11 protein-coding genes are annotated in these 13459 nt (G+C 66.4%); 4 read left to right on the top strand and 7 right to left on the bottom strand.

What is annotated here, in order from left to right; translation table 11 throughout:
- Positions 1-92: 92 nt before the first annotated feature.
- Both AC06FB_RS00880 and AC06FB_RS00875 read right to left on the bottom strand, forming a co-directional pair.
- Positions 93-1235: an aldose epimerase family protein gene (locus tag AC06FB_RS00880; protein ID WP_065182275.1), complete on the bottom strand. Its 1143-nt coding sequence runs from the start codon at positions 1233-1235 to the stop codon at positions 93-95.
- A 104-nt stretch (positions 1236-1339) separates the two neighbouring features.
- Positions 1340-2269: a 2-dehydro-3-deoxygalactonokinase gene (locus AC06FB_RS00875; RefSeq protein WP_478053262.1), complete on the bottom strand. Its 930-nt coding sequence runs from the start codon at positions 2267-2269 to the stop codon at positions 1340-1342.
- Positions 2270-2374: 105 nt separating this feature from the next.
- Between AC06FB_RS00875 and AC06FB_RS00870 the strand changes: the two genes are divergently transcribed.
- Positions 2375-3376 carry a glycoside hydrolase family 43 protein gene (locus AC06FB_RS00870; protein WP_461289783.1) on the top strand — a complete coding sequence of 334 codons (1002 nt, stop codon included), beginning with the start codon at positions 2375-2377 and terminating at the stop codon, positions 3374-3376.
- 131 nt (positions 3377-3507) lie between these two features.
- On the opposite strand, the gene AC06FB_RS00865 is transcribed toward AC06FB_RS00870, so the two are convergent.
- The gene (locus AC06FB_RS00865) at positions 3508-4434 is read right to left on the bottom strand and encodes a ParB N-terminal domain-containing protein (RefSeq protein WP_478053261.1); all 927 of its coding nucleotides are present in this window, start codon (positions 4432-4434) and stop codon (positions 3508-3510) included.
- Between the two features lie 192 nt (positions 4435-4626).
- Here AC06FB_RS00865 and AC06FB_RS00860 point away from each other — a divergent pair, with 192 nt between their 5' ends.
- The 3 genes from AC06FB_RS00860 (at position 4627) to AC06FB_RS00850 (ending at position 7423) form a co-directional block, all read left to right on the top strand.
- Positions 4627-4788: a hypothetical protein gene (locus tag AC06FB_RS00860; RefSeq protein ID WP_180875215.1), complete on the top strand. Its 162-nt coding sequence runs from the start codon at positions 4627-4629 to the stop codon at positions 4786-4788.
- A 78-nt stretch (positions 4789-4866) separates the two neighbouring features.
- Complete coding sequence (locus AC06FB_RS00855) at positions 4867-5568, top strand: lasso peptide biosynthesis B2 protein (protein WP_478053260.1); 702 nt, start codon at positions 4867-4869, stop codon at positions 5566-5568.
- 13 nt (positions 5569-5581) lie between these two features.
- A complete protein-coding gene (locus tag AC06FB_RS00850) occupies positions 5582-7423 on the top strand; it encodes an asparagine synthase-related protein (protein WP_461289395.1) in 1842 nt (613 codons plus the stop codon).
- Here AC06FB_RS00850 and AC06FB_RS00845 read toward each other — a convergent pair.
- Genes AC06FB_RS00845 through AC06FB_RS00830 form a run of 4 tightly spaced genes read right to left on the bottom strand, consistent with a single transcriptional unit; the run spans position 7420 to position 13327 of the window.
- A complete protein-coding gene (locus tag AC06FB_RS00845) occupies positions 7420-8130 on the bottom strand; it encodes an ABC transporter ATP-binding protein (protein WP_053515807.1) in 711 nt (236 codons plus the stop codon). The genes AC06FB_RS00850 and AC06FB_RS00845 overlap by 4 nt on opposite strands.
- A 9-nt stretch (positions 8131-8139) precedes the next feature.
- Positions 8140-9498 (bottom strand): ABC transporter permease subunit, encoded by a 1359-nt coding sequence (locus AC06FB_RS00840; RefSeq protein WP_197600003.1) that lies wholly within the window; start codon positions 9496-9498, stop codon positions 8140-8142.
- Positions 9495-10958: a DUF3526 domain-containing protein gene (locus AC06FB_RS00835; protein ID WP_478053259.1), complete on the bottom strand. Its 1464-nt coding sequence runs from the start codon at positions 10956-10958 to the stop codon at positions 9495-9497. Before AC06FB_RS00835 ends, AC06FB_RS00840 begins: the two co-directional genes overlap by 4 nt.
- Positions 10959-10963: 5 nt before the next feature.
- A complete protein-coding gene (locus AC06FB_RS00830) occupies positions 10964-13327 on the bottom strand; it encodes a TonB-dependent receptor plug domain-containing protein (protein ID WP_258391204.1) in 2364 nt (787 codons plus the stop codon).
- Between the last annotated feature and the right edge of the window lie 132 nt (positions 13328-13459).

Below are 13459 nucleotides of genomic sequence, written 5' to 3'. Positions count from 1 at the left end.
GCTGCCCGTCCTGGCGTGAGCCAGGAGGCGGGCGGTGCGTACTGCGTCGGATTGCCGGTGCCGTGAGCGACCGGCGTGCCAGCTGCGCGGGATCAGCGGGCGGGCGGTGTGCGGTCGGTCGAGAAGTCGTAGACGATGCGGTTCACATAGGTCTCGCCCGGGGCCAGCCGCGCCGAGCCGAACGACGGCTGGTTCGGTGTGTCCGGGAACAGCTGCGGTTCCAGCGCGATGGCATCGCCCTGGCGATACACACGGCCACTCTTGCCCACGGTGCTGCCGTCGAGGAAGTTGCCCGAATAGAACTGCAGGCCAGGCTGCGTGGACAGCACGGTCATGACCCGGCCCGAGCGCGGGTCGTGCACGCGGGCGACTTCGCGCGGCTCGCGCGTGGGCGATCTGCTGATGACCCAGTTGTGGTCGTAGCCGCGACCATGCAGCAGCTGCGGCTCATTGCCCTGGCGCAGGTCGCGCCCGATCGGCTTGGCCGTGCGGAAGTCGAAGGCGGTGCCTTGCACCGGCTGCAGCACGCCCGTGGGAATCAGGCTCGCATCCACCGGCGTATAGGCGCTGGCCGGAATGGTCAATTCGTGATCCATCGCCGAGCCGGAACCCTCGCCGGACAGATTCCAGTATGCGTGGTTGCTGAGGTTGACGATGGTCGGTGCATCGGTCGTGGCGCGGTACTCCACCTCCAGCCGGCCATTGCCCTTCAATGCGTAGGTTGCGGTGACGGTGAGCGTGCCCGGATAGCCCTGGTCGCCGTCAGGGCTGACATGCTGCAGGGTGGCGTGATCGGCGGCGGCGTCGACGATCTTCCACACCACCTTGTCGAAGCCGCGGGTGCCGCCGTGCAGGCTGTTCGGCCCATTGTTGACCGGTACCTGATAGGTCCTGCCATCCAGGGTGAAGCGACCCTTGGCGATGCGATTGGCGAAGCGGCCGACGATGGTGCCGAAATACTGCGGATTGTCGAGCGTCGCCTTGAGCGTCGCGTCGCCAAGCAGTACATCGGCGTATGCGCCATCACGGTCCGGCACTTCCAGTGAATGCAGTGCAGCGCCCAGCGTCAGTACCGTGGCCTGCATGCCGGTGCCGTCACGCAGCAGGATGGACTCCACCACGGTGCCATCGGCCGTCCGGCCTACCACAGCGCGTTCCTGTGCCTGACCTGCGCCCACTGCAGACAGTGCCAGTACGCCGATCAGCCCTGCCGTCTTCCCCTTGCCAGCACGCATTGCTCAAGACCCCTCTCGATGTCGTGATGCGTACAAAAACATATAATCAGACAATACGCACGTTGCGACGCAGCACGTGATCGGACCGCCGCGTTCGGCTGGGGTCAGCGCGCAGTCGCGGTCATCGCGTGCAGTGCGGAGAAGCCGCGCACCACGGCGTCGGCGGACGCCACCGCGTGCGTGGCGATGCCGATTTCCGACAGCGCCGCCTGGTACAGCCGGGTGACCGGTCCGGAGCCCACCAGTGGCACCGACGCCGACCTCAGCCCGGGGAACAGCGCCAATGCGTCTGCAATCTCCGCACCGGCCAGCAATCCGCGCAGGTAAGCGCTGGTCGCCGTGCGCGGCAGGGTGCCGCGGATCATCCGTGCCCGCACGCCGAAGAGCAGCGCACCCAGGCCCAGCCGGCGGTCGGCGCCTGCATGCACACCCTCGGCGAAGGCCGGTCCTGGCTCACCCGGTCCGTCCAGCACCGAGGCAAGCAGGCCGCCACTGGCCAGTCGATCGAACAGTTCGCCGGACATCGAGGTCATGAAGCTCTGCACCTGGCCGTCGATCAGCTGGATCCACTTGGTATGCGTACCCGGCAGCGCCACGATGGCATCGGGGTCGACATCGCCGCCGCGCAGCAGCCCCAGCAGCTCGGTCTCCTCGCCGCGGAGCACGTCCGGCATGCCATCCACGGGGCGCACGCAGGCCATGCCGGGCACGATGCTCACGGAGAGCTCGCCGATCCGGGTCGGCACCAGCTGCTGCGCGATCGAGGCAACACCTGCAGGGCACTCCACGTAGCCGGCATCGATCCAGCCGACATTCGACCCGATCATGCCGGCCGCATAGGCGTGGCGTGCAGCCGGCCAGCGTGCGCGGATCGTGTTGGCGGCCACCACCATGTCGTCACGGTCCAGCGTGGCCACGCCCGCGGGCATTTCATGGGCATCAAGCCGCTCACCGTTGGGTCCGATCAGATAGGCGCGCAGATTGCTGCTGCCCCAGTTGATGCCGATGATGCTGTCGGGGTGGTCCTGCTGCATGGTGGTTCCTTGGCGGCGATGGTGTTGCCTATTGTCTGATTATATGGTTTGGTTGCCGCTCGCTGGCAAGCCTGCCGGCGCAGTTCCAGTCGGGAGGGGAACGCAATGAACGGCACGCTTTCCATGGCGCTTGCAGCGCTGCTTCAGGTATCGACGAACGCGTCCGCCGCAACGCCGGCGGTGGACAATCCGCTGCTGGACTCCGGGCCGGACCCGTGGATCACCCGCGATGGGGACGTGTTCTATTACATGGGCACGCACGGTGATCGCCTCGCCATCCGCGCCACCCGCGACCTTGCGCACCTGGCTGACGCGCGCGAAGTCACGGTGTGGCGTCCGCCGGCAACGGGGGCGAATGCCAAGTCGATCTGGGCGCCGGAACTGCATCGCATTGATGGGCGCTGGTACATCTACTACACGGCGGCAGCGGGCGATGCACCAGAAGGCCAGGAAGACGCCCATCGGGGGGTGTTCGTGCTGGAGAACAGCAATGCCGATCCGACCCGGGGTACATGGACCGATCGCGGACGGCTGGCCACGGCACACCCCGGCATCGACGGCACCACTTTCGTAACCGGCGGCAAGCGCTACTTCGTGTATTCACCCTACGTGGGACCGGACAGCGTGCTGGCCATCGTGGCCATGGCCAACCCCTGGACCCTGCGGGGCAGCGAAACCATCATCGCGCGGCCGGACCAGGCGTGGGAGCGACAGGGCGGGCGGCAGATCCTGGAGGGCCCGGAGTTCCTGCAGGGCCCACGCGGCGACCTGTTCCTGACCTATTCGGGCAGTGCGTGCTGGTCGGATGACTACGCGATTGGACTGCTGCACGCCAAGGCGGGCGCCGATCCGCTGGATGCAAGCGCGTGGCACAAGGTAAAGCAGCCGATCCTTGCCAAGCATCCTGCTGGCAACGTGTACGCGCCGGGGCACAACGGTTTCTTCCAGATGGCCGACGGCGCGCCGTGGATCATCTACCACGCCAACCCGGGGCCGGACATGGGCTGCACCGCCAAGCGCTCGCCGCGCATCCAGCCGGTGCATTGGAGCCAGGACGGCATGCCGCTGCTGGATGCGCCGTACGGGCGCGGAGTCGGGGTGAAGTGATTGCGTCGGCCGTCGAATGCTCTCACGCTTCTCCAGCAGCCTTGTCTGGCGCCAGGGCGGCCGCGCGGCTGTGATGAAACGCCGCCGCAGGGCTGGAGGTGGGAGGTGCCGGATTGTTCCGATGCTTTGCGCTACACCGCCGGCACCGTGATCCTCTGCAGGTCCAGCGTGGCCCGCAGCGCATAGTTCTTGCGGATCACCGGCACGATGCGGGCCAGGCGTGGATCGAAGTAGTCCCTGAACAATGGCGGCCGTGCCGAGCCCAGATAGAACGCACGGTCCTGCTTGACTGCTGCCGGCAACAGCACGTCACTGAAGTCGCTGTCGGAGGCGTCAGTCACCAGGCACGGTACATGGCGGAGCCCAAGCTGGCGCAGCAGGTACAGGCGATGGGAGCCATTGGTCAGGATGAGGCGGTTGCCGATCCGGGTGGCACTGACAAGGTTGTCACTGAAACCCAGATAGATGACCAGCGCGTGGCTGGCTGCACCGAAGGGTTCGTAGCCGGCGATGGCGGACGGGTCGATCGTCGCCACGTCCAGAAAGCGCAGGTCGTTGGAGCTGGACGCAAAGGTGTAGCTGCCTTCGGACCGGGACGCGCGGACCGGCGGGTGAGCGTGCCGCCCGTTGCGTGCAACCAGCTCCATGATGTCCTGTGCCGTGGGGGAGGCGGGGAAAGCGGCGGCAAGCTCGCCGACATGGCGCAGGTTGATGCACTCCTGGAAGACCACCAGCCGGTCGATCTCGACCATCTGCCATGCGCGCGGCACGTTGTTCGTCATGCGGTGCATCGACGGTTGGCGTGGCGCGTGGTCGGCCAGCGCCGCCATCTCCGCAGGAAGTGCATGCACCTCGACCGCGTCGGCGTCATTGGCCTCTTCCTTCAGCTGGCGCAGCGCGTCGGCGCGGGCGTTCTTCCATTCCTCCACCAGCATCGCCTCATCGAAGCATCCGGGCGGGCATCGCTCCCTGATGAAGCGGATGAACCTCGGCAGCGGGAGCGGTCCTTTGAGCAGAAGGGTGGGCTCAAGGCCATCGTCACTGGTCGGGTCGCTCATCCATTTCCCCTTCGAGAAGGCGTGTCGACGTTGCCGGACAGCGACAGTCGTCACACTGAAATAATATGTTATATCGTAACATTTGCATGCCTTGACGGCAATCGCTTAGCAACACGCGCAGCGATGGTGGCTTGGCTGCTCCGTATCCGTGGCACGACGCCCGGATACATCCACTGACAAGAGGAGATGTTCATGAACGAGCTGATTGAGCTGGGTGTAGTGGCAGGACAGCAGAACCCTGAAGACCAGGGTGTGGGCGGTGATCTGATCGAGCTGGGCTCGGTGGTTTCGGAAACCAAGGCACACAACCACGGCACCTTGTGGGATGGCGTGTTCCCGACCACCTCGCCCTGATCCACTGCGGCATGCATGACCTGCGGTGCATGCCCTGCGCATGCACCGCTTCTCCGCCTGGACTGAAGAGATCACGTAATGGAACAGCCTGCGGCGCGCTATTTCCTGTCGAAGCAGGCCCATGTCTGTGTCACCGGCGATGCAATGGTGATCCTGGACCAGGCGACGGGAAAATACCTGTCGCTCGACCGCCATCGTGCTGCCAGCCTGGGCGGGCTGGTGCTGGGTTGGCCGTTGCCGGCAGACGGCCGGCGGATGCCGGATCTGTTGCAGTCGCTGCTGCAACGCGGGCTGATCACCGACGATCCGCAGCGAGGCAAAGCCGCGACCAGTGCTTCGATCGCGCTGCCGCGCCACTGGATACGCGACGGTGAACCTCGCGGTTGTCCGCGCATCACCGCACGTGACGTCCGCAGATTCATGGCCGCGTGCATGCGTGCCGGATGCAGCAGGACGTTCCTTCCTTTCAGCCACACAGTGTCCTCGGCGCGCAGGCGTGCGCAGGGATCACAGCGCACGGACGTAAGCGTGCAGGAGCTGGCCCTGCGCGTCCGGGTGTTCGACTGGCTGCGGCCGTTGGCCTTCAGGAAGACGGACGAATGCTTTCTCTACTGCCTGGCGATGCGCGAATTCCTGTCCACGCATGGAATCGTCGCGGACTGGGTGTTCGCGGTCAGGACCCAGCCCTTCGCGGCGCACTGCTGGCTGCAGCACGGCGATCAGGTCCTGACCGATATCCCCTTCAACCTGCGCCGGATGGTTCCCATCCTGGTGCTGTAGAGGCGCCTCACGCATGTATCGATACATCGCCGTGCTCTGGAACACCTCCTGCGACTCCGCAACCGCCCGGGCGCAGCAGGCGATGCAGCGCATCGAGGCCATGCACGCCGGCATCACCTGCGTGATGAACGACCACGGCGCCGCGATCTATGTCCAGAGTGACAACCCGGGCTATCTGGACTGCAGCCGCTGCGGCTCGCTGGTCGTGCTCGGCGCGCTGTTCGACAGGAATTTCGGCCGGGATACCGTGCCCGCGCGTGTGCCACTGGATGCGGCCGCCGCCGATGCGGCCTGCCGCACGCAGGGAAAAACCCTCGTGCAGCACTACTGGGGCCGCTATGTAGCGTTCGGCTACCAGCCGCAGTCATCGAGCTGGTTCGTCCTGCGTGATCCCACCGCTGAAATTCCCTGTTACATGACGACGGCGGATCAGCTGACGGTGGTCTTCTCCAGCATGGAAGACTGCCTTGCACTGGGCCTGCGCGATTTCAGCATCGACTGGCCCTTCCTGTCCTACTCGCTGCTGTTTCCGTTCCGTGACGGGTTGCAGACCGGCTTCAGGGAGGTCACCGCCATCGAGGCCGGGGAGGCCGTTTCGATCCGCCATGGCGAGCCGGTCAGCCGGCAGTGCCAGTGGGACATCGTGCGCCTGGCCCGCGACGAACCGATCGAAGACCTGCAGGAGGCGGTGCAGCTCGCGCGCTCCACGCTGCTGGGCTGCATCGGTGCCCTGGCCAGCCGGCACCGGCGTATCCAGCTGCAGCTGTCGGGTGGGCTGGATTCCTCCATCATCCTCGCCGGCCTGCTGCACGCACCTTCCATGCCGGAAGTGGACTGTGTCCACCACTATGACGACGGCATCGGTGCCGATGAGCGGATGTTCGCCCGCATGGCGGTGGCCGGTGCCAGTGAGTCGTCGGGCCGGCGCTGCGGGTTCGTCGAGTACCGGCGGCAACCCCACTGCGCGCTGGAAGAGATCATGACCTTCCCGCGGACGGCGCGGCCGGCACATTGCTCGGGCTACCTTCTGCATCGCCGTGATGTCACCTTTGACGCAGATACCGTGCAGTTCACCGGCGTCGGCGGCGACGCGGTCTTCCTGCGCTTCAAGGGCAACGCTGCGGCGATCGACCATGCCTGGCGGCGCGGCATCGACCGCCACTTGTTCCGGGTCGCCTTTGAAACCGCACAGTCGGGCGATTCGCTTTATGGCGTCCTCAAGGATGCGGTGATCCATGGGCTGCTCAGGCGGCCGGCCAGCATCAACGGTCGCTGGGGCAACCCCTGCGAATGGGTGAAGGTCGACGCGACCGAGCAGGACGTCACGCCACCGGCCTGGCTGCGCCATGCGCGCAACGAAGGCCATGAGGTGTCACCGTACAAGCTTGCGCACATCAGCCGGATGGTGTTTCCGACCAGCGTCCTTGATCCGTTCGAGGGCGCGGGTCGCTGGCACGGTGTCTCTCCGATCAGCGCACAACCGCTGGTCGAACTGTTCGCGCGCATGCCGCTGCGCCTGCTCATGGCGGACGCGGAGGACCGGACGATCGCACGGCGTGCCTTGCAGGGGCTGCTGCCGGACGCTCTGCTGTCGCGGAAGGTGAAGTCCTACCTCGACGATCATTCGGTCGCGGTCACCCAGGGCCATCAGGCGTTCATCCGCAGCCTGCTTGTCGATGGGCTGCTGGCCCGGCGTGGGTACATCGACAGCGCCTCGGCCGACGCTGGCATCCGCCGGGTCGGCCCGGATCATTCGTCGCAGGTGCTCGGCATCTTCGGCCCGCAGGTCAACATCGAAGCCTGGCTCAGGCGCTGGGCAGAGCGGCCCGCAGGGCAGGGAGCCGGAGTCGCCTAGGCGCTCCGGCTCATCTCCTCGAGGTACAGGCTCTCAAGATCGTTGGCGGTGATGGTGGTGGCATCCAATGTCCTGCGCAGCCGCCCGGCCTGCATGAGGCCGATCGTGGTGGCCACCTCGCGCGCGCGGAACAGATCGTGCGTGGCCATCAGGATGGCGGTGCCACGATCACGCTGCCGCACGATCAGGTCATGGAACTCGGCCGACGCGGTGGGGTCGAGGCCGGAGGTTGGCTCGTCAAGCAGCAGTGCCTTGGCGTCCTTGACGATGGCCAGGGCAATGCCGACCTTCTGCCGCATGCCCTTGGAGTAGAGGCCCACGCGTCGTCCGAAGACATCCGGCGCCAGGCCCGCTGTACTCAGTGCATCCCGCAGCCGGGCGGGTGAGCGGTCGTCCACGCCGGCCAGACGCGCGAAGTAGTCCAGGTTCTCAAGACCGGACAGCTCGTCGTACAGCGCCACGGTCTCGGGGATGTACAGCAGCCTGCGTCGCACCTCCTGCGGGTGCCGGTGCGCGCTGAGTCCATCGACTTCCGCGGATCCGGAGGTGGGGGTGAGGAAGCCCAGAAAGAGCTTGATCGTGGTCGATTTTCCCGCACCGTTGGCTCCGAGCAGGCAGAAGATCTCGCCCGGTCCCACCTCGAAGCTGACGTCGTCGAGTGCCCGGTGGGTGCCGTGTTCCTTGACCAGGTTCTTTGCAGAAAGCATGTGGGCTCCTCAAGGGGCCGCCAACCGGCGACGCATCGATCCGGCGGCGATCAGCAGAATCAGGGTGGCGGCGAGCAGCGCCGCGAGATCGGCACGCACTCCACGCCGGCCCACGCCGGCCGGCTCCACGAACCGGAAGCGGGGCAGTGCTTCATATTCGGCAAGTGTCTGCGGCGCGTCGCGATCCAGGTACGCCTTGTGCAGCAACCGACGGGCCTGCCAGAACGCATGGACCTGGTCCTGGAAGGCGAGCGCGCGATCCGCGTCCGAGCCGGCGATGCGGTCCAGCGCGTCCTGTACTGCGACCGCGGGCATCAGCAACCGCACGTTGTCCAGCACCCGGCGGCGTGCATCCTGCGCCCGCTCATGCGATTCGATCAGCGGCGCAAGGTCGAGATCGGTTGCCAGCAGGTCGGCATAGGCCTCGCGCACGTGGTCCGGAATCACCGGTGTCGAAGAACGTACAGCCGTTGAAGCACTGCGGCGATGGAGTGTCTGTTGCCTGGCCGTTGCGGCCAGCCGCGCCTTCACGTCGGTCGCGAGCTGCATCTGTGATGGCGGCGGAACGGCCAGATTCACTGCGGCGAGGGTCAACGACGGGGCCATCACCACGATCAGCAACCACACTCCGCCGGCCGCAATGGCCGCCTCCGTGGTGCGTCGGGCGAAACAGCCGATCAGCACCGCCACCGCCAGCCAGAAGCCGCCATAGGCAAGGATGACCAGCGAGAGCAGGCCGAGGCCGGCAAGGCTCTCCGCACCGGACCACGCCGCCGCGCCGACCAGGATCACTCCCGCAGGCAGCAGCACCACGCCGCCTCGGGCCAGCGCCTTCACTGCGATCAGCCGTCCCACCGCGACCGGCTGCGACAGCACCAGCGCAGCGATGCCACGCTCGCGCTCGCGGGCCCAGAGGTCATAACTGGCTGCCAGGATGACCAAGGGCAGCAGAAAGACGATGACGAACGCCAGATCGAACCGGCCTGCGGCCCGCGCTGCCGGATTGCCGATGTCGGCCCACACGTTCCTGAAAAGGTGGGTGCGGTCGCCCAACGCCACCACATCGGCCGTATAGGGATAGGCCTCCGCCTGCCCGATCGACACCGACGCCAACGCAGCGGGCGGCAGCACGGGTTGGACGCGCGGCAATACCGAGGGCGCCTTGCCGACGAACACCCGGCTGCGGTCATGGGTGTGCTGCTCTTCGAGCTGGATCACGCCTATGCCGGCGTTACGCTGTTCGACCCACGCCCTGCCATTCCACGCGGCGTAGGCGGCCAGCGCCAGCAGCAGCATCAGCAGGGTGGGCAGCGCCCGATCGCGCAGCAGCCTGCGCACCTCATGGCCGGCAACGGAAAGACTGCTCATGGGGTCGTCCCCAGGCGCCGGGCCGAGAAGAACACCAGTCCAAGCGCCAGCAGCACCCAGCCCAGCAGAATGGCCAGGTTCGCCGCCTGTGCCGCGGCAATGCCGGCCAGGCACTGTTGCCCCGGCGTGTAGGCCACGGACCGGGTGAGGGTCGCGATGTCGGCACGATGCTTCTCCCCCTGCGGCGCCTTGTGCTGCTTCACTTCCGCATTGAGTGCCTGGATCAGGCGGTAGCGGTAGTCTTCCACGCTCTGCAGGAAGGCCAGGTGCGCCGCGAAATCGGTGCGGGCGAATGCGCGTGACCATGACTGCAGCGCGATGGCCGGAGAAACAACGGCGAATGCGCGCTGTGTTGCTTGCTGCTGCCGATAGGTCGCATGGATCAGCTCGAAGTGGCGGTTGTAGGTGTCCGTCGAGTTCCTCTCTGCGAACTCCAGGGCCACGCCCCGGAAGTTGACGGGAAGCTCTTCCACCGTGTCGACCTGGTAGCGCGCCATCAGCGCGTGTCGCAGGGCGTCCAGCCGCTTGTCCGCAGGGTCATGGCCATCCACTCCGTTCTCCGCCTCTTCCGTCACGGCGGCCCTGAACGCCGGCGCGGTGGGCGTGGGATCCAGCGATTCGGCCACCGCTGGCGCCATTCGTGGCACCAGCACGGTGGCTACCACCCAGAACCCCAGCAGCACCACCAGCGAGGTCCGCGCCGAGCTGGACAACGCCGAGACACCGACCGTGAGGGCACAGAACACCAGCAGATAGAGTCCGTAGGCCGCGCACATGGCCAGCAGCGCGGCGATGTCCATCCAGCCGGCGTTCTGTCCCGCCACAGCGGGAACCGTCGCCGCCAGCATGGCAAGCACCAGCAGCAGGGAAGCACTTGCCAGAGCAATCAATCGGCCGATGATCAGCACCGCAGGCGACGCCCCTGTGCCGAGTTCCTGGCGAAGGGTTTCGCGGGCGACGTCACCGGACAGCGTGGCGAAGCCGGCAAGGATGATGAGCAGCGGCGCTACTACCTGCAGCGCCCAGGCGGCAGAGAAACCGTCGAACCGGCTGAGGGCGGTGCCCGCGTCCATCGCGCGATGCCTGGCCGGGTTCTGTGCGTGACCTTCGATGAACACCGAGGTGCCCAGTACATCGGTCAGTCCCGGATCGAGCGCGGCCAGGGGTCGCACCGGTGCGGGAATGGCGCGTCCCACATGCGCCGCGGCATGGGGATCGATCACGCCCTGGCCGTCCCACAGCCGCGCTTCCTCCGCTGCTACGGCCTGGCGCTCCTGCGCCTGCAGGGACAGGCGCGCGGCACCCGTGGCAACGGATGCGCCCGCAAGCAGCAGCAGGACCAGGGCGAGCCACGGCAGGCGCCGCTCACGCCACATCAAGGTCAGCTGGGTTGCCGCGACACCGGCAACTTGCCGAAGCGTCGACGCAGGCCGGAAGCGGGCGGGGGAGGGCGGGCTCATCCGGCTTACCAGCGATGCGTGAGGGTCACCGACAGGAAGCGCCCCAGCGCGGTCGCATTGGTGGGGTCGTAGCCGGTGTTGATGCTGTTGATGATGAAGGGCGGATCCCGGTCGAGAAGATTCTGCACGTTGAGGGCGAGCGACGTGCCTTCGTGGTCGCCGGCCGGGGCGCCGAAGTGGTACTTGAGGTTCAGGTCGACGGTCGTCCAGGAGCTGACGTGTGGGTGGGCGATGTTGGCCGGATCGCGGTAGCTGTCCACGTAGTTCACGAAGACGCCGCCTGCGGCCTGGCCCCGGTCCAGGGTCAGGCCGCCGCGCAGCTTGAGGTCGACCGGGTAGTACACCGCGTTGACCGCGTCCAGCTCGGGCGATGTGCTGGTCACGCGCCGCGTCGATTCGAGGATGTACTGCCCGGCCAGGTTCATCGCGATCCGCGTCTGGCCCACATCGACGCGATAGGACGCGTTGAGATCGACGCCGCGCTGCGAGGTGTATGCGTTGTTGCGGAAGCGGTTGTCCAGGATCACCTGGCTGCTGGTCTCATCCAGGCCGGCAGGGAGTGCATACGGCCCCACACGTGAGACGAACAGCCCCAGGCCCGACACGCCCAGTTGGCGCGCCTGCTGGATCTGCTGCTGCGATGGATCGACGGTCAGGATGTCCGCGTAGGGGGCCGTGGACTGCAGGAACAGGGACGGGAAGCTGCCGCCGAAGCCGCTGCCGATCCGGTCCGCATAGTCGATGTGATAGTAGTTGGCATCAACCGTGAGGCCGGGAACGGAGGGCGGCGCGAACGAGAACCCGCCGGTCCAGGTTTTCGCACGCTCGGGGCCGAGATCGGGATTGCCGTTGGAGAGCATCATCAGGACGGTGCTGCCGTTGGCCGCGTTCGGGTTCGGCACGTTCGCCACGACCACGGTGTTGTTCAGCTGCATGTCCTGGTAGACCGGCGCGCGGTAGGAGCGGCCGTAGCTGGTACGGAAGGAGAGTCCCTCGGTGGCTTCCCACAGCAGCCCCAGCTTGGGATTCAAGGTGGAGCCGAAGTCGCTGTAGTCGTCGTAGCGCGCCGCCGCGGTCAGCGACAGGCTGCGAACGCCGGGCATCTCCTTGAGCAGCGGGATGTTGAGTTCGGAAAAGGCGGACCTGATCGTGCGCTGCAGATCGAGCGGCTTTTCCAGCCCACGGTGATCGAGCAGCTCATAGCCATCGCGGCGGTAACCGACGCCGACCGCTGCGCGTACCGGGCCGGCGGGCAGGCTGAACACCTCGCCGTCGGCCACCACGTCCAGGTAGCGCGATTCAGAGTTCGTATCCGTCGGTGGCGCCGTGCTGACGGTGCTTCCGGTAATGGTCGTGCGCTCGTAGGACACCTCGTTCCTGCCGAATCCAGCGTCCAGGCGCGCCTGCCACTGGCGCGGGAGCTCCAGGGTCAGGCCTGCGAACACATCGAACTGCTGCGTGTGCGGGAACAACCGGGTTTCGTCGGCCGTGCCGGAGATGGTGGTGTCCATCTCGCGCTTGGCGAACGAGCCGGTGAGATTCAGCGTCAGCACATCGCTGAGCTCCTGCACGCCATCGACATACAGGCTGTGCCGCTTCGATCCGGGATAGAGATCGTAGGGCCTGACCGTGACGTTCCGGGAGAAATCCTTGTCGGTGGCGGGCAGGTTGCCCTGCTTCAGGAACTCGTAACTTGCCAGCACACGGCCGCGGTCCCACGCCCACCCCGCGGACTGCGACACCTGGTACTCGTCCATGTTGCCGGTGGTGACCGTGCCGTACCGCAGCGACGACTCATAGCCGGTGAAGTCCTGGCGCAGGATGATGTTGACGACGCCACCGACGGCATCGGTGCCGTAGATGGCAGAGGCACCATCGGTGAGGATCTCCACGCGTTCGACCGCACTGAGTGGAATCAGCGATACATCGACATACTGGTAGCGGTTCGATGAGGTCACGCGATGGCCGTTGACCAGGGTCAGCGTAGTCCCCGTACCCAGGCCACGCAGGTTGATCGCGGTGCCCTGGCCGAAGTTGTTGCCGGTATCACGGTCAACACCGAGATTGGCCACATTGGCACCATTGGCGCCGCCACCGAAGTTCTGCGGCAGCTTCTCGAACAGCTGCTGCAGGGAGGCCACGCCAGTGCGGTCGATGGCCTCCCGGTCGATCACGATGACCGGCGACGCACCACCGCCGACGGCATCGCGGATGTTGCTGCCAATGACCAGCACCTTGTCCAGGGTGGCCGTGGGTGCATCGTCGTCGGTGCCCGCGTTCTGTGCTTGGGCCGGCGCTCCGATCTGCAGCGCGGCAGCGATGCTCGCGGCCAGCAACGCGCGCCTACCGCCCATGAATACCTGTTCCATTCCCCGGTCCATCACTCTCATCCGATATCGGCCTGCAGCACGGTCACGTGCATTTGAGAGCGATGTTATATCATATCATTCAACTGTACAGGGACTGCGTTGCCCTGTGGACCGCCGAGACGCCGGGGACCG

Source organism: Stenotrophomonas sp. Steno-C15 (assembly GCF_056393265.1).
This window is presented reverse-complemented; position numbering and strand designations above follow the sequence as displayed.

Excerpts from the sequence above, each read along its gene's own strand:
- AC06FB_RS00880 (WP_065182275.1), bottom strand. The coding sequence starts at position 1,235 with ATGCGTGCTGGCAAGGGGAAGACGGCAGGGCTGATCGGCGTACTGGCA.
- AC06FB_RS00875 (WP_478053262.1), bottom strand. The coding sequence starts at position 2,269 with ATGCAGCAGGACCACCCCGACAGCATCATCGGCATCAACTGGGGCAGC.
- AC06FB_RS00870 (WP_461289783.1), top strand. The coding sequence starts at position 2,375 with ATGAACGGCACGCTTTCCATGGCGCTTGCAGCGCTGCTTCAGGTATCG.
- AC06FB_RS00865 (WP_478053261.1), bottom strand. The coding sequence starts at position 4,434 with ATGAGCGACCCGACCAGTGACGATGGCCTTGAGCCCACCCTTCTGCTC.
- AC06FB_RS00860 (WP_180875215.1), top strand. The coding sequence starts at position 4,627 with ATGAACGAGCTGATTGAGCTGGGTGTAGTGGCAGGACAGCAGAACCCT.
- AC06FB_RS00855 (WP_478053260.1), top strand. The coding sequence starts at position 4,867 with ATGGAACAGCCTGCGGCGCGCTATTTCCTGTCGAAGCAGGCCCATGTC.
- AC06FB_RS00850 (WP_461289395.1), top strand. The coding sequence starts at position 5,582 with ATGTATCGATACATCGCCGTGCTCTGGAACACCTCCTGCGACTCCGCA.
- AC06FB_RS00845 (WP_053515807.1), bottom strand. The coding sequence starts at position 8,130 with ATGCTTTCTGCAAAGAACCTGGTCAAGGAACACGGCACCCACCGGGCA.
- AC06FB_RS00840 (WP_197600003.1), bottom strand. The coding sequence starts at position 9,498 with ATGAGCAGTCTTTCCGTTGCCGGCCATGAGGTGCGCAGGCTGCTGCGC.
- AC06FB_RS00835 (WP_478053259.1), bottom strand. The coding sequence starts at position 10,958 with ATGAGCCCGCCCTCCCCCGCCCGCTTCCGGCCTGCGTCGACGCTTCGG.
- AC06FB_RS00830 (WP_258391204.1), bottom strand. The coding sequence starts at position 13,327 with ATGGAACAGGTATTCATGGGCGGTAGGCGCGCGTTGCTGGCCGCGAGC.